This is a genomic window from Mesonia maritima (assembly GCF_042433895.1).
Classification (GTDB): Bacteria; Bacteroidota; Bacteroidia; order Flavobacteriales; family Flavobacteriaceae; genus Mesonia; species Mesonia maritima.
In genome coordinates, this window is record NZ_JBHLUA010000004.1 from 45,112 (window position 1) to 60,551 (window position 15,440).

General features: G+C 33.1%; 14 protein-coding genes. 11 read left to right on the forward strand and 3 right to left on the reverse strand.

Features of this window, described 5'->3' with window-relative positions; translation table 11 throughout:
• Window positions 1–50: 50 nt before the first annotated feature.
• The gene (locus ACFFGL_RS02465) at window positions 51–725 is read right to left on the reverse strand and encodes a response regulator transcription factor (protein ID WP_309729031.1); all 675 of its coding nucleotides are present in this window, start codon (window positions 723–725) and stop codon (window positions 51–53) included.
• A complete protein-coding gene (locus tag ACFFGL_RS02470) occupies window positions 718–1,782 on the reverse strand; it encodes a sensor histidine kinase (protein ID WP_309729029.1) in 1,065 nt (354 codons plus the stop codon). The genes ACFFGL_RS02465 and ACFFGL_RS02470 overlap by 8 nt, the downstream gene beginning before the upstream one ends.
• Window positions 1,783–2,055: 273 nt before the next feature.
• On the opposite strand from ACFFGL_RS02470, the gene ACFFGL_RS02475 reads away from it, so the two are divergent.
• From ACFFGL_RS02475 to ACFFGL_RS02495, 5 genes are all read left to right on the forward strand, one after another.
• Window positions 2,056–3,165, forward strand: a complete 1,110-nt coding sequence (locus ACFFGL_RS02475) for a PAS domain-containing sensor histidine kinase (protein WP_309729027.1) — start codon at window positions 2,056–2,058, stop codon at window positions 3,163–3,165.
• A 138-nt stretch (window positions 3,166–3,303) separates the two neighbouring features.
• Window positions 3,304–3,732 carry a hypothetical protein gene (locus tag ACFFGL_RS02480; RefSeq protein WP_309729025.1) on the forward strand — a complete coding sequence of 143 codons (429 nt, stop codon included), beginning with the start codon at window positions 3,304–3,306 and terminating at the stop codon, window positions 3,730–3,732.
• Between the two features lie 147 nt (window positions 3,733–3,879).
• Window positions 3,880–4,959 (forward strand): efflux RND transporter periplasmic adaptor subunit, encoded by a 1,080-nt coding sequence (locus ACFFGL_RS02485; protein ID WP_309729023.1) that lies wholly within the window; start codon window positions 3,880–3,882, stop codon window positions 4,957–4,959.
• A 23-nt stretch (window positions 4,960–4,982) separates the two neighbouring features.
• On the forward strand, window positions 4,983–8,147 hold the full coding sequence (locus tag ACFFGL_RS02490) for an efflux RND transporter permease subunit (protein ID WP_309729021.1): 3,165 nt from the start codon (window positions 4,983–4,985) through the stop codon (window positions 8,145–8,147).
• Complete coding sequence (locus tag ACFFGL_RS02495; RefSeq protein ID WP_309729019.1) at window positions 8,137–9,573, forward strand: TolC family protein; 1,437 nt, start codon at window positions 8,137–8,139, stop codon at window positions 9,571–9,573. Before ACFFGL_RS02490 ends, ACFFGL_RS02495 begins: the two co-directional genes overlap by 11 nt.
• Window positions 9,574–9,637: 64 nt before the next feature.
• On the opposite strand, the gene ACFFGL_RS02500 is transcribed toward ACFFGL_RS02495, so the two are convergent.
• Window positions 9,638–10,369 carry a biotin--[acetyl-CoA-carboxylase] ligase gene (locus tag ACFFGL_RS02500; protein WP_309729017.1) on the reverse strand — a complete coding sequence of 244 codons (732 nt, stop codon included), beginning with the start codon at window positions 10,367–10,369 and terminating at the stop codon, window positions 9,638–9,640.
• 91 nt (window positions 10,370–10,460) lie between these two features.
• On the opposite strand from ACFFGL_RS02500, the gene rsfS reads away from it, so the two are divergent.
• From rsfS to ACFFGL_RS02530, 6 genes are all read left to right on the forward strand, one after another.
• A complete protein-coding gene (rsfS, locus tag ACFFGL_RS02505; RefSeq protein ID WP_309729015.1) occupies window positions 10,461–10,832 on the forward strand; it encodes a ribosome silencing factor in 372 nt (123 codons plus the stop codon).
• 16 nt (window positions 10,833–10,848) lie between these two features.
• Entirely contained in the window at window positions 10,849–12,879 is a 2,031-nt protein-coding gene (ftsH, locus tag ACFFGL_RS02510) for an ATP-dependent zinc metalloprotease FtsH (protein ID WP_309729014.1), read from the forward strand.
• 109 nt (window positions 12,880–12,988) lie between these two features.
• On the forward strand, window positions 12,989–13,597 hold the full coding sequence (locus tag ACFFGL_RS02515) for an LUD domain-containing protein (protein WP_309729012.1): 609 nt from the start codon (window positions 12,989–12,991) through the stop codon (window positions 13,595–13,597).
• 1 nt (window position 13,598) lies between these two features.
• Window positions 13,599–14,402 carry a phosphatidate cytidylyltransferase gene (locus ACFFGL_RS02520; protein ID WP_309729010.1) on the forward strand — a complete coding sequence of 268 codons (804 nt, stop codon included), beginning with the start codon at window positions 13,599–13,601 and terminating at the stop codon, window positions 14,400–14,402.
• Window positions 14,392–15,042 (forward strand): phosphatidylserine decarboxylase family protein, encoded by a 651-nt coding sequence (locus tag ACFFGL_RS02525; protein ID WP_309729008.1) that lies wholly within the window; start codon window positions 14,392–14,394, stop codon window positions 15,040–15,042. The genes ACFFGL_RS02520 and ACFFGL_RS02525 overlap by 11 nt, the downstream gene beginning before the upstream one ends.
• 4 nt (window positions 15,043–15,046) lie before the next feature.
• Window positions 15,047–15,319: an acyl-CoA-binding protein gene (locus ACFFGL_RS02530; protein WP_309729006.1), complete on the forward strand. Its 273-nt coding sequence runs from the start codon at window positions 15,047–15,049 to the stop codon at window positions 15,317–15,319.
• Window positions 15,320–15,440 lie beyond the last annotated feature (121 nt).

Below are 15,440 nucleotides of genomic sequence, written 5' to 3' on the forward strand. Positions count from 1 at the left end.
ATATGTAAAAAATCAAGATATTCCTGAGGATATAAAGATTTTATAAAGATTTACTGAAAACGATACCCTACGCCACTTTCAGTTATAATATGTTCGGGATTGTTAGGATTCTTTTCAATTTTTTTTCTAAGCGCTGCTACAAAAACTCGCAAATATTGTGTTTCTTCAACATAACTATAACCCCAAATTTCTTTTAGAATATAACTATGGGTAAGTACTTTATCGCAGTTTTTTACAAAGAGCGAGATTAATTTATATTCTGTTGCAGTAAGTTTTATAATAGTTTCATTTTTATAAACCAATCGTTTTTGAAAATCTACTTTTAAATTACCTTGCATAAAAACCGAATTATTTTCATTGGGTGCTAACCGTAGCGCGGCTCTTATTCTGGCTAAAAGTTCTTTTGTTCTAAAAGGTTTGGTGAGGTAATCGGTAGCGCCGTTATCTAATGCTTTTACAATATCATCTTCTTTATCTAGCACCGATAAAATTATAATAGGTTTGTTATACCATTCTCGTAATTCTTCAAGAACTTGATGACCGTTTTTATCGGGAAGACCTAAATCTAAAATAATTAATTCTGGCGGATGGTTGGCTGCCGTAATTATACCTTCTTCACCTGTCGGGGCTTGTTTTACTTGATAACCATTACTTTCTAAATTAATTTGAAGAAGTTTTCTAATTTGTGCTTCATCTTCTATTACTAAAATTTCAGTTTTATGCATATTCTTCAATCTGATAAGAGTTAATAATAGCTGGTAATTTTATTTTAAAGTTGCATCCGCCGTTTTCATTATTTTGCAAATTAATGGATCCATCTAACGCTTCTACAAAACCTTTAACAATAGAGAGTCCAATTCCTGTGCCTCCTGTAGAAGAAGATTTTAACCTGTAAAATTTATCGAATACAAATTCAATTTCTTCTTCAGGAAAACCTAATCCGTTATCAGAAACTATAATAAGCAGTTCGTTATTTGCTAAACTTGTTTCTATAGTTATCGCTGAATTTTTTGGAGTATGTTCAATTGCATTTAGTATAAGATTTTGTAAAATAGTTTCTAAAAAACCTCGATCGGTTTTCACTAAAAGCGTTTCATTCTCATTGTAATAATGAATAGGTTTTTTAGTTTCTTTTCCAAATTCATAAATTAATTTATAAATCGTTTCAGGAATATCTACCCAATCTAATTTTGGTTTAATCGTGCCGGCTTCCAATCTACTCATATTAAGTAAATTTTCAATTTGTTTGTTTAGTCTAATACTGGCGATGGCTATTTCATCGTAAAGTAAATTTTTAATATTTTCTGAAAGCGACTCTTTTTTTTCTTGTAATGTATCTGTAGAAGCTATAATGGTTGCAAGGGGCGTTCTTAACTCGTGCGATAAAGAATTAAGAATGGTATTGTAAAGTTGAATGGTTTTGGTCTTTTTTTCTTCTTCTTTTTTCTTCAGATTTAATTTTTTGATTTTATTGGTTAAAACAGCATTAATTAGAGCGATCATAAAATACATTAGAAACATAAGTAGATCTTCTGTATTATCGATTCTAAAAGTATATCGAGGTGGTATAAAAAAGAAATTCCAAATTAATGCACTTAGTGTTGCTGAAATTAATACAGGTATAATTTCAAATAAAATAGCAGAGATTGAAACAACCAATAAAAGTAATAAAGCTACTGTACGATGTCCAAAAAAGTCAGAAAACAGATAGCAAATCGTAGAACAAATTAAAACCAGCGTGATGCTTATAACAAATTGAGCTAATTTTGAAAGTTTAATCATTGCATTTTTACCATGTTTTCTAACTATAAAATTACTTCTTTTTTTTATGCTGAAATCTTAAATTAAGATATTAGTTAACAATATTTATGAGAATTGAACCCCCAAAAAATTAAATGCTTATCTTAGAAATTAAGATGGAAGCAACATGTTTTCAACATAGATTTTATATTAAATATAAAATTTCGTAAGTAATAGGTTATAAAAAACATTATCTCAGATAATAAATTCATATTTTCTTAACTTGTGAAAAAATTGAAGCATCCCCAATTAGCTATGCAAAGAAAAAGGTCATTAAATTCAAATTCTTCTTCACTAAAACAAGAAAAATTATTTAATCTAGAACGTTTTTTTAATTTAAGTCCAGATATACTTTGTATAGCCGGTTTCGACGGCTACCTAAAAAAAGTTAATCCTGCATTTTCGAATTTATTAGGATATAGTGAAAAAGAACTTCTGCAAAGACCGATTAATGATTTTATTTATGAAGATGATAAATCAATTACCTCGGTGTTACGAGAGAAAATAAAAAATAATATCCCTTTACTTAATTTTGAAAATCGATACGTAACTAAAAGGGGTGATATTGTTTGGCTTTCGTGGACTTCTATTTCAGAAAAAAATGATGATTTAATTTACGCGGTAGCAAAAAATATTACACATATAAAAAAACTAGAAGAAGAACGCAATTTACTGCTAATTGACCTTGCAAAGTTAAATGCAGATTTAAAAAAATTTACTTATACAACTTCCCACGATTTACGCTCGCCGGTAGGAAATATAATTTCTCTGTTCGATTTATTAGATTTTTCAAAAATTAAAGACAAAGAAACCCTTGAATATTTACAATTGTTAAGAGGTGTAACCTTCGAAATGAAGGCTACTTTAGATAAATATGTAGATGCAATTACTGAAGATAAAAAAATAAATATTCAGGTTGAAAAATTAAATTTTCAAGAAATTCTTGATAATGTTTGCGAATCAATTCAAGAATTAATTAATAAGTCTGAAACTATAATTCAGGTAGATTTTTCGAAAGCAGAAACAGTTGAATTCAGTTCTTTTTATCTCCATAGTATTTTTTTAAACCTAATTTCCAATTCTATTAAATATGCTCATTCAAACAGAAAACCTGTAGTTTCCATTCGTACCCGAAAAATAAATAACAGAATACAATTAATTTTTTCTGACAACGGCATCGGTTTCGATATGAAAAAAGCTGAAGGGAAAATTTTCGGCTTAAACCAAAGTTTACATTCAAAAAAAGAGAGCAAAGGAATCGGTCTTTACCTCGTTCAAAGTCATTTAGAAAGTTTAGGAGGCAAGATTAACGTAAAGAGTAAAGTGAATAAAGGAACCACGTTTACCTTAAGTTTTCGCGACTAAAATTCTAAAAAAAAGCTGATTTTCTCCTGTTTTTATCACTATAAAAAAGTATGGTTTAATTTTTGTGTGAAAATCGCCAGATTATTTAATCTACAAAATTTGTCTATATAATTAACTTGCTTTAGCTTTGCAAGCCAAATGATAAAAACATTTTTTAAATATCTTTTATCACTCTGTCTTCTCTTAATAAGCGTACATAGTACAAGCTATGCACATTCATACCAAGAGAATACAAAACTTTCTTTTACCAATTTTTTAGAATCAACTTGCAATTCTTCCGCAGAAAATTTTAACACTAAAGCAGAATTTCAATATAAACCTGCCTCTTCCGGTTCTGAAAAGGAATATGAAATTAAAGGAATTGATGTTGAAGTTGAAGAATACGAATGGATTTCTCTCAAAAAATATTTAGAAAATAACCATTCAAAAATAACAGCACTCTTTTATACCTTCTTTTCAGAAAGTATCATAGAAGAAGTAGAGCAAAAAAAGAAATACCCTTACCACGATTTACAATATCCCCATTTTAGACCATTATATATACAATTCTGCGTCTATAGAATTTGATTTTTACCTTCTAAAAGGCACTTTTTAGTCGCCTTTATTTTCATTTTGCGCTCAATCTAAGAGCGTTCGAAAAAGCGTGTGAGCGATAATTGCCTCATGTCTTTTTCCCCTTTATTCAACAACCTTATTGTTTTAATAAAAATTATTATGAAGAGAATTCTCATGCTCATAAGCTTGTGCGTGGTAGTATTAGCAAGCTGTGAATCAAAAAAACACGAAAAAGAATTAGAGTCTAATTATTTGGTTACTAGTCCGGTTAGAAAAGATACGCTACTCACCAACGAATATGTAGCGCAAGTTCAATCGATAAGGAATATCGAAATTAGAGCGCAAGAACGAGGATATTTACAAGATATCTATGTAGACGAAGGAGAGCTTGTAAAAAAAGGACAAGTAATGTTCAGAATTATGCCAAAACTCTATGAAGCTGAACAACAAAAAGCCGAAGCAGAAGCAGAATTTGCCAGAATCGAATATCAAAATACCAAGCAATTAGCAGATAGTAATGTAGTGGCGCCAAACGAATTAGCGATGGCAAAAGCACATTACGATAAAGCGAAAGCCGAATTAGCGCTAGCAAATGTTCATTTAGATTTTACAACCATAAGAGCTCCTTTCGATGGAATTGTAGACAGGCTTCATTTAAAATTAGGAAGCTTGGTAGATGAAGGAGATTTGTTAACTACACTTTCCGATAACAGTGAAATGTGGGTTTACTACAACGTGCCTGAAGCCGAATATTTAGAATATATGGATACCAAAAATTCTGAAGATAAGAAAGAAGTTCAGCTACTTATGGCAAATAACAAAACCTATAACCAAACAGGAATTGTACAAACCATCGAAGGAGAATTTAACAACGAAACCGGTAATATCGCTTTTAGAGCAACTTTTCCTAACCCGAAAGGATTATTAAGACACGGCGAAACGGGAAGTGTTATCACAACAATTCCTTATAAAAATGCTTTGTTAATTCCCCAAAAAACCACATTCGAAGTTTTAGAAAAACATTACGTATACGTGGTTTCAGATGAAAATAAAATTGAAGCGAAAGAGATTAAAATTGCAAGTGAACTTCCGCATTTATATGTAATAAGCGATGGCATAACCGAAGAAGACAAAATTCTTTTGGAAGGCTTAAGAAAAGTGAGAAATGGAGATAAAATCGAATATGAATTCGAAGAGCCCGAACAAGTGATTAATCACTTGCAATTATATGCCGAATAAATCAATAGCAAAATTTAGAAAAAATGTTTAAACGATTTATACATAGACCTGTATTTGCTATAGTGATTTCAATCATTATAATTTTTATGGGGTCTTTAGCAATCAAACAATTACCAATATCGCAGTTCCCTCAAATTGCTCCAACTACGGTAAATATTTTCGTAGCTTATCCGGGAGCAAGTGCAGATGTGTTGGTAAAATCAACTCTAATTACCTTAGAAAATTCTATTAACGGGGTACAAGATATGCGATATATTGCCACCGATGCAACGAGTGCCGGTGAAGCAACACTCCGCATTATTTTTGAACCGGGTACAGATCCTAATGAAGCTGTAGTTCGTGTAAAAACAAGAGTCGACAGGGTAATGCCACTTTTACCTGAATTAGTTCAGCGAGAGGGTGTTACCATTACGCCCATTCAGCCTAGTATGTTAATGTACGTAAATCTATATTCCAAAAATGAGAGTATGGATGAAAAGTTCCTTTACAATTATGCGAATGTTAAAATGATTCCTGAAATAAACCGGATTAAAGGAATTGCTACATCTAACATTTTAGGAAGTAGAAAATACGCCATGCGGGTTTGGTTAAACCCAGATCGAATGAGAGCTTATGATGTTTCTGTTGATGAAGTCATGGAAGCAATGAAAGAGCAAAGTATTGTGGGGCGTCCTGGTCGATTAGGAAGAAGTTCCGGAATAGAAGCACAATCCTTAGAATACGTCCTTACTTACAAAGGGAGGTACAACGAGCCTGAACAGTATGAAAATATAATTATTAGGGCGAATCCCGATGGTGAAAGTTTACATTTAAAAGATATCGGTAGAGTAGAGTTGGGAAGCGAATTTTTCGACATATATTCTAATTTAGACGGACATCCTTCTGCGGCTATTGTACTAAAACAAAATTATGGGAGTAACGCAAGTGATGTAATCGATGAGGTGAAAGCCAAACTCGAAGATATGCGAGTCGACTTTCCGCCGGGAATGGATTATAAAATTAGTTACGATGTTTCTCAATTCTTAGATGCTTCAATCGAGCAAGTAGTTCATACTTTACGAGATGCTTTCTTTTTAGTAGCTATTGTAGTGTTCATTTTCTTGGGAGACTGGCGCTCTACTTTAATTCCTATTTTGGCTGTTCCAGTCTCATTAGTTGGTGCTTTTTTCGTTATTCAATTTTTTGGAATATCGATCAACCTAGTAACTTTATTCGCTTTAGTATTAGCTATTGGTATTGTGGTCGATGATGCGATTGTAGTGGTAGAAGCCGTCCACGCCAAGTTTGAGGAAGATCCGAAAATCTCTCCTTATAAAGCCGTTAAAAAAGTATTGGGTGAAATTAGTGGAGCAATTATCGCCATTACTATGGTAATGGTTTCCGTATTCTTACCAATCTCATTTATGTCAGGCCCTGTTGGTACATTCTACCGACAGTTTTCCATTACAATGGCAAGTGCAATTGTAATTTCAGCATTAATCGCACTTACCTTAACACCGGTTTTATGTGCAATGTTGCTAAAAAACCATCATGGAAAAGAGAAGAAAAAGAATATTCTTACCAAAGGACTTGATAAATTCAATTCAGGTTTCGATAAACTTACCGGAAAATATGTAGGAATTTTAAAAAGAATTGTAAGCAGAAGATGGTTAACATTTGCTATTCTATTAGCTTTTTGTGCAGGAATCTTTTTAGAAAATCAAATCTTACCTTCAGGTTTTATCCCCAGTGAAGATCAGGGAACCATTTATGCGATTATTCAAACACCACCAGGAGCAACCTTAGAACGTACCAATGAAGTTTCTATGCAACTTCAGAAAATTGCAGAAGAAGTTGAAGGAATAGAATCGGTTTCTTCCTTGGCGGGTTATGAAATTATGACTGAAGGTCGTGGTTCTAACGCCGGTACTTGTTTAATTAACCTAAAAAAATGGTCAGATCGAGAACATACCGTTACTGAAATCATGGAAGAGCTCGAAGAAAAATCTAAAAATTTAGGAGCGGTCGTCGAATTTTTCGAACCGCCGGCTATTCCAGGTTTCGGTTCTTCAGGTGGTTTCTCGTTACGCCTTTTAGATCAAAATACCGATACCGATTACCAAGAGTTCGATAAAATTAATCAAGAATTCATGGAAAATCTTGGTAAGCGAAAAGAGTTAAAAGGACTTTTCACCTTCTTTGCTGCAAATTATCCGCAATATGAATTAGAGTTCAACAATGAATTGGCGATGCAGAAAGGAGTTTCTATAGGAAAAGCAATGGAAAACCTGAATATTCTAATCGGAAGTACCTACGAACAAGGCTTCATTAAATTTAACCGCTTCTTTAAAGTTTACGTACAATCTGACCCTAAATTTAGAAGATTACCTTCTGATGTGTTAAACATGTATGTAAAAAATGAAGAGGGCGAAATGGTTCCATATTCAGCATTTATGAAGCTGAAAAAATTACAAGGACCAAACGAGGTTACTCGATTTAATATGTATAATTCGGCGGCAATTCGTGGGCTTCCTGCAAAAGGTTACACCACTGCAGATGCTATTGAAGCGATTCGTGAAGTGGCAAAAGAAACCTTACCGAAAAATTATGATATTGCTTGGGAAGGACTTTCGTATGATGAGTCTCATCGCGGTAATGAATCACTCTATATTTTCTTAATCGTTTTGGTGTTCGTTTATTTTGTACTTGCCGCACAATATGAAAGTTTCATTATTCCATTAACGGTAATTTTCTCACTTCCCGTAGGAGTTTTCGGCTCGTTTATGTTACTGAAATTAATGGGACTTCAAAATGATATTTACGCACAAATCGGACTCATAATGTTAGTTGGTCTTTTAGGTAAAAATGCGGTGTTAATTGTGGAATTTGCCGTTCTAAAGCACAGAGAAGGCTATACTATTTTAGAATCTGCCATTGAAGGTGCGAAAGTTCGTTTTAGACCAATTTTAATGACTTCTTTTGCTTTTATCGCCGGCTTAATTCCATTGATAGTTGCAACCGGAGCAGGAGCAATCGGAAACCGAACGCTAGGAGCTTCAGCTTTAGGCGGAATGCTTTTCGGAACCATTTTCGGTGTAATTATAGTTCCTGGTTTATACTACATTTTTGGTAGTCTGGCCGAAGGAAAATCATTAATAAAATATGAAGACGATAATCCGTTAACAGAAGATTTTGAATATGATAAATAGAAAAAAAATAATTAAAGGAATAGGAATTTTAGTTTTATTCCTATTGTTTAGTGCTTGTGGAGTTCCTTCATTGGTTCAGAAAAAAGCCAATACAAAACTTCCCGAGCAATATAAAACGTATCGCGATACCCTAAATTCAGCTAAAATTAAGTGGCAGAATTTCTTTACCGACCCTAATCTAAATCGGTTAATCGATACCGCTTTAGCAAATAACCAAGAATTGCATATTACCTTACAAGAATTGCAAATTGCTAAAAATGAGGTAAGAGCTCGGAAAGGTGAATATTTACCTTTTGTAGGATTAAATGCCGGAGCCGGTTTAGAAAAATCGGGTCAATATACTCGAAACGGAGCGGTTGAAGAAAATCTAGATATTAAAGAAGGAGAAGAAATGCCCGATCCTTTACCAGATTACATGGTCGGACTTTCAGCGAAATGGGAAATTGATATTTGGCATAAATTACGAAATGCTAAGAAATCTGCAGTAATGCATTATTTATCTACCGTAGAAGGGAAAAATTTTATGGTCACGAATTTAATTGCTGAAATTGCAAATTCTTATTATGAGTTGTTAGCTTTAGACAATCAATTAGAAATTGTTCATCAAAATATCGATATTCAAACCAATGCGCTTAAAATTGTTCGCTTACAAAAACAGTCAGCGAGAGTTACGGAATTAGCGGTTAGAAAATTTGAAGCAGAAGTTTTTCACACCAGAAGTCTTCAATATGAAATTCAACAGCAAATTGTTGAAACCGAAAATAGAATTAATTTTTTAGCAGGAAGATTTCCGCAGCACGTTGAGCGTGATTCAGAAAGTTTTAGTGATTTAATTCCTGACAATATTAGCGCGGGAATTCCTTCACAATTACTAGAAAATCGTCCCGATATTAAGCAAGCTGAACTAGAATTAGCCGCGGCAAAACTTGATATTAAAGTGGCGAAAGCTCGATTTTATCCTTCATTAGGTATTTCAGCAAATGTAGGATACCAAGCGTTTAATCCTTCTTATTTATTGAAAACGCCTCAATCATTAATTTATTCCTTAGCGGGAGATTTAACCGCGCCGCTTATTAACCGAAACGCGATTAAAGCGTCATATTACACCGCAAATGCAGCGCAAATTCAAGCGGTTTATCAATATGAGCGAACTATTTTAAACGCTTATATTGAAGTGGCAAATCAGGTTTCAAAAATTGATAATTTGGGAAAAAGTTTTGCTTTAAAGAAGCAAGAGGTTGAAGCGCTTACAGAATCGATAAACATTTCTAACGATTTGTTTAGATCTGCGAGAGCCGATTATATGGAAGTTTTGCTAACGCAACGTGATGCGTTAGAATCTAAATTTGAACTTGTTGAAACTAAAAAAGAACAAATGAGCGCGTTGGTAAATATGTACCAAGCACTCGGTGGCGGTTGGAATTAAGTTTCTGATTCATTAAAAAAGCCGATTTTGTTTTGTGCAGAATCGGCTTTTTTTGGTTTTATAATTAATACAGTAATTTAATCTCTTTCACTTCAAAAGATTGTAGTAGATCATCTTCAAATAGAACTTGAAGTTTTCCTTCTGAAGAAATATTTTTAATAATTCCCGGCTTGGTTGATTTGTCTGGAAATTCGAATGTAGAAGGTTTTTCTAAACGAAAAAGATAGGTTTTATAACGCTCAATAATTTCTGAAATTGCTCGTGAAATATTTTCCAAAACCTCTTTTTCTACTTCAGCTACAATAATTTTTAAAACATAATTAATATCATACTCAATTCCGGTTTTTCTTTTTAAGGAAGAAGCCTGTGGTAAATTTTCAAAATTTTGTTGATTCACATTTAGACCGATCCCGATAATACTAGCGTGAATGTGATTACCTTTCAAAATATTTTCGATTAATATGCCACAAATTTTTTTCCGCTCTGCCAATATGTCGTTTGGCCATTTTAATTTTAATTTCGGGATATTCAATTTATGTAAAGCTTTAATTACCGCAATTGCGGTTAATGCACTTACTTTAAATTGTTCATTTAGTGGTAGTTTTAAATTTGTCATTAAGATGCTAAAAGTAAGGTTTTTCCCTGCTTCCGTCTTCCAAGAAGAGCCCATTTGCCCTTTTCCTGCGGTTTGTTTATTGGCTACCACATAGCAATTTTCTAAGTTGGGATTGTCTCTGTATAAATTCCTTAAGAAGGTGTTGGTGGAATCGGTGGCAAGAACTTTGATACTACGCATGTAAGACAAATAATAATTGTACGAATATTGTTAGATAACAATGCAAAAAAAGACTAAAAAATAATAACTTTGCGGAAAATAAATAAAATTAATGGTAAAAAAAGAAAATAACACAGACGAACTCATTACACATATCCTGGGAGGAATTGAAGAAGTTAAAGGAAAAGATATTCAACTATTAGATTTAAGAGAAATTGAAAATACAGTTTGTGATTATTTTGTGATTTGTAGTGGTACTTCTAATACACAAGTCAATGCCATTGTAAACTCCATTCAAAAAACCGTTAGCAAATCTATTAAAGACAAGCCTTGGCACGTCGAAGGAACCGAAAATGCAGAATGGGTTCTTATAGATTATGTAAACGTGGTTGTTCATGTTTTTCAAAAACATATTCGAGAATTCTATGATATCGAGGGACTCTGGGGAGATGCAAAAACCACTACAATTCAAACCGATTACTAAATTTTAAGAAGAAATAATGGCTAAAGAGCAAAAAAATAAAAAACCAGAAAGCAAAAAACCTAAATTTAATTCCTATTGGATTTGGGCAGGAATCATCCTAATTTTCTTAGGCGTAAATTTTTTCGGTGGAAGTTTTAACGAACCTACAAAAACCACTCCGGCAAAATTTGAAGAATACCTTAAAAATGGCGACGTTAAGAAATTAGTTATCATAAACGATCAAAAAGCGAACGTTTACTTAACAGAAGAAGCCAAACAGAAAGACATTCATAAGAAAAAGAACGATCCTGGAATTTTACCTTCAGGAGAGTCACCAGCTTATACGTTTAATTTTGGAAGTCTAGAAAAATTTCAAACCGATATAGAAAAAATTGAAAAGGAATATAACGTTTCTGCCAATGTAACTTTCGAGCGTGAAAGCAATATGTGGGGAGAAATTTTACTTACTTTTCTACCGTTTCTTGTTATTTTCGGAATCTGGATTTTCATTATGCGAAGAATGAGCGGCGGTTCAGGTGGAGGTCCTGGCGGACAAATTTTCAACATTGGAAAATCTAAAGCAAAATTATTCGACCAGAATACAGATGTAAAAACATCCTTTAAAGATGTAGCCGGTTTAGAAGGTGCAAAAGAAGAAGTACAAGAAATTGTAGATTTCTTAAAGCAACCTGAAAAATATACTTCCTTAGGAGGGAAAATCCCAAAAGGAGCTTTATTAGTAGGACCTCCGGGAACAGGTAAAACGCTTTTAGCAAAAGCTGTTGCAGGAGAAGCAAAAGTTCCATTTTTCTCTTTATCGGGTTCAGATTTCGTAGAAATGTTTGTAGGAGTTGGTGCTTCACGTGTACGTGATTTATTTAAACAAGCAAAAGAAAAATCGCCTGCCATCATTTTTATTGATGAAATTGATGCGATCGGTAGAGCAAGAGGGAAAAATAATTTTTCAGGTTCTAATGACGAACGTGAAAATACTTTAAATCAGCTTTTAACTGAAATGGATGGTTTCGGAACCAATACAAATGTAATTGTATTAGCTGCTACCAACCGAGCGGATGTGTTGGATAAAGCCTTGATGAGAGCCGGACGTTTTGACCGACAGATTTATGTTGATCTTCCAGATGTTAGAGAACGTCAAGAAATTTTTGAAGTACACTTACGTCCACTTAAGAAAGTAGCCGAAGAGTTAGATACTGAATTTTTAGCGAAGCAAACCCCAGGATTCTCTGGAGCAGATATTGCCAATGTTTGTAATGAAGCCGCTTTAATTGCTGCTCGTAAAGGAAACAAGGCCGTTGGAAAACAAGATTTCTTAGATGCTGTAGATAGAATTGTAGGCGGTTTAGAAAAGAAAAATAAAATAATTACTCCAGAAGAGAAAAAAGCCATTGCCTTTCACGAAGCCGGTCACGCTACGGTAAGTTGGATGCTCGAACACGCAGCACCATTAGTAAAAGTTACTATCGTTCCGCGAGGGCAATCGTTAGGAGCTGCTTGGTATTTACCAGAAGAGCGACTTATTGTTCGTCCAGAACAAATGTTAGATGAAATGTGTGCAACAATGGGAGGGCGTGCTGCAGAAAAAGTGATTTTCAATAAAATTTCAACTGGAGCGTTAAGCGATTTAGAAAAAGTGACCAAACAAGCTAAAGCAATGGTTACTATTTATGGCTTAAATGAGAAAGTTGGTAATTTAACGTATTACGATTCAAGCGGGCAAAGTGAATATAATTTCACAAAACCTTATAGTGAAAAAACCTCTGAATTAATAGATAAAGAAATTTCTAATATTATTGAAACACAATACCAACGTGCAGTAGATTTATTATCGCATCACCGAGATAAATTAACTGAGTTGGCAGAAATCTTATTAGAAAAAGAAGTTATTTTTAAAGACGATTTACAAAGAATTTTTGGAGATCGTCCATTTGCGAAAAAAGGAGAGAATAATGTAAAGCTCAAAAAAGAGGAAGACCAAAAAGAATTTCCTATAAACGATTCGCAAAACCACACAGAAGAAAAAACAGAAAATAGCTCTACAAAAGAGTAAATACGGTAAAATATCCTTAAAAAATCTTGATTTAGCGTTAGGTTAAATCAAGATTTTTTATATTTGGGATGAATCAGATAAATTTTTTTATTACACCCCTAAAACGCCTATGAGTCTATTTAGAAAATTCTTAAGATCTGCCTCTAAATCAGACAAAAATAAAGATTCCAAAGATAAGGAACAGAGCAAATATATGCCAGAGCCAAAAATTCCTACCGATGAGAATTTTATGGTGAATTTTAAAAAAAATGGGGGTAAATTTTTATACTGTTCAGAAAAATCTGAAGTTCTTGAGATCTTTAACCAAATTTTGAACGAAAATAATTGGAATAGTGCAGAAGCGTGCTGTTTCGATGAAAGTTTAAAAGAAATGTTTCAGACTGACGATTTAAAGTTTTCAACAAATTCTGAAGGTGCATTTTTTCTTTCAACTTGTGAATATTTAATTGCGAATACCGGTGCTTTGTTGGTTTCTTCAAATCAAATTAAGGAGAAAAAATTACATGAACTTCCTCATGATTTTGTCATTTTAGCAGCAACAAGCCAGCTTATAGATACTATTGGTGAAGGGCTTAGAGGAATTAAAAATAAGAATAGAAATAAAATCCCTACCAATATTACAACCATTAAAACTTTCGAAAATAAAGAAGAGAGTGACTTTATGAGCTACGGAAGTACTACAAAAAACCTATATTTGTTGCTTTTGGAAGATTTATAATATGAAGGAATTTATTACGAGGGGTTTATCGGGTGCATTTTATGCGTTTTTATTAATTGCAACTGTCCTCGTTTCTGAATATACCTTTTGGGGTTTAATTTTTATCTTCGGAATTATAAGTCTTTACGAACTTCAGAAACTACTTCAGCTAAATAGCTACCTTTCGTACTTTATTTTTATAGGGTTTTTACTTTATTTTAGTGTATTTAAGTTGAATTATCACGCCTTAACGGCTTTACTTATTTTTACCATTTTCGTTAAAATCTTATTGCTGAAAGATTTAATGATCATTCATAAAATTCCGCTTTTTGAAGGAAAAAAATACCTTGTCGTAATTTTCTATCTAATTTCTTCGTTCATTTTCTTAACGCTTATTCCTTATTATGATGGTAATTACGAACCAGAACTTTTAATTGGTGCATTTATTTTAGTTTGGGTAAACGATAGTTTTGCCTATTTAGTGGGGAAAAATTTCGGTAGAAAAAAATTATTCGAACGCATTTCTCCAAAGAAAACAGTAGAGGGCTTTTTGGGTGGTTTGTTTTTTTCTTTGCTTTCTAGTTATGTAATTTATAATTATACCGCTATATTTGATTACAAAATTTGGCTAGGTCTTGCAGCGTTAATTAGTATTTTCGGAACGCTGGGCGATCTTATTCAATCGAAATTGAAACGCCAAGCAAATGTAAAAGACAGCGGAAGATTAATGCCAGGTCACGGGGGTTTGTTAGATCGATTAGATAGCATTCTCTTTGCCGGGACTTTTATTTATGCTTATTTATTAATAGTACAAAATGTTTCATAAAGAAGGACATAAAATTATTGGATTTACACTATTAGCGTGTTTGCTAATAGACCTGTTAGCGTTTTATTTTATTGAAAAACTTTGGGTTTTTCAGTTAATTTTAACAGCTACCATTATCTTTTATATTCTCATACTTCAATTTTTTAGAAACCCTAAACGAAGTACAGTTGTCGATGAGAAAAATGTAGTTTCTCCGGTAGATGGAAAAGTTGTGGTAATTGAAGAGGTTTTTGAAAAAGAATATTTCAAAGATAAACGCCTACAAGTTTCCGTATTTATGTCGCCTATAAATGTCCATGTAACGCGACATCCTATTAGCGGAAAAGTTAAATACAGCAAATATCATCCTGGTAAATATTTAGTAGCTTGGCATCCTAAATCGAGTGAAGAAAATGAGCGAACTACCGTTGTGGTTGAAAATGATGTATTAGGAGAAGTACTTTATCGGCAAATTGCCGGCGCTATGGCAAAACGAATTGTAAATTACGCTAAAGAAGGAGAAGAAGTTATTCAAGGGAGCGATAGCGGTTTTATTAAATTTGGCTCGCGTGTAGATGTTTTACTTCCGTTAGATGCGAATATTAAGGTAAGTTTAGATCAAAAAGTAAAAGGCGGACTTACAATTATTGCGAATTCATAATTCTATGGAAAATCAAGATTTAGACCGTAATTTTGAAGAGGCTTTCGAAAGAGCCAGTAAAACCTCCTTGCGATTTCCTCCTGATATTATGCTTCATTTTTATGCCTATTACAAAAGAGCAACAGGCGATAATACGCCACATCAATTAGAAAATCTTGATGAAACCCAATTGGTAGGAGCTTTTAAAATGAACGCTCTTTTTCAAGTAAAACATTTATCGAAAAAGCAAGCTAAACAAAAATATATTGCTTTAGTAGATAAGCATATTCCTAGATAAAAAATAGTTTACATAACTTTCTCGTTTCCACCTTTTCAATTAAAAAAGGATTACTTTTAATCTTTGTAAAATTAAAATAACTAATAATGAAAGATGAAATTCTATTAGTTTCTATATTAAT

Excerpts from the sequence above, each read along its gene's own strand:
- ftsH (WP_309729014.1), top strand. The coding sequence starts at position 10,849 with ATGGCTAAAGAGCAAAAAAATAAAAAACCAGAAAGCAAAAAACCTAAA.
- ACFFGL_RS02520 (WP_309729010.1), top strand. The coding sequence starts at position 13,599 with ATGAAGGAATTTATTACGAGGGGTTTATCGGGTGCATTTTATGCGTTT.
- ACFFGL_RS02490 (WP_309729021.1), top strand. The coding sequence starts at position 4,983 with ATGTTTAAACGATTTATACATAGACCTGTATTTGCTATAGTGATTTCA.
- ACFFGL_RS02465 (WP_309729031.1), bottom strand. The coding sequence starts at position 725 with ATGCATAAAACTGAAATTTTAGTAATAGAAGATGAAGCACAAATTAGA.
- ACFFGL_RS02515 (WP_309729012.1), top strand. The coding sequence starts at position 12,989 with ATGAGTCTATTTAGAAAATTCTTAAGATCTGCCTCTAAATCAGACAAA.
- ACFFGL_RS02475 (WP_309729027.1), top strand. The coding sequence starts at position 2,056 with ATGCAAAGAAAAAGGTCATTAAATTCAAATTCTTCTTCACTAAAACAA.
- ACFFGL_RS02470 (WP_309729029.1), bottom strand. The coding sequence starts at position 1,782 with ATGATTAAACTTTCAAAATTAGCTCAATTTGTTATAAGCATCACGCTG.
- ACFFGL_RS02480 (WP_309729025.1), top strand. The coding sequence starts at position 3,304 with ATGATAAAAACATTTTTTAAATATCTTTTATCACTCTGTCTTCTCTTA.
- ACFFGL_RS02525 (WP_309729008.1), top strand. The coding sequence starts at position 14,392 with ATGTTTCATAAAGAAGGACATAAAATTATTGGATTTACACTATTAGCG.
- ACFFGL_RS02530 (WP_309729006.1), top strand. The coding sequence starts at position 15,047 with ATGGAAAATCAAGATTTAGACCGTAATTTTGAAGAGGCTTTCGAAAGA.
- ACFFGL_RS02500 (WP_309729017.1), bottom strand. The coding sequence starts at position 10,369 with ATGCGTAGTATCAAAGTTCTTGCCACCGATTCCACCAACACCTTCTTA.
- rsfS (WP_309729015.1), top strand. The coding sequence starts at position 10,461 with ATGGTAAAAAAAGAAAATAACACAGACGAACTCATTACACATATCCTG.
- ACFFGL_RS02485 (WP_309729023.1), top strand. The coding sequence starts at position 3,880 with ATGAAGAGAATTCTCATGCTCATAAGCTTGTGCGTGGTAGTATTAGCA.
- ACFFGL_RS02495 (WP_309729019.1), top strand. The coding sequence starts at position 8,137 with ATGATAAATAGAAAAAAAATAATTAAAGGAATAGGAATTTTAGTTTTA.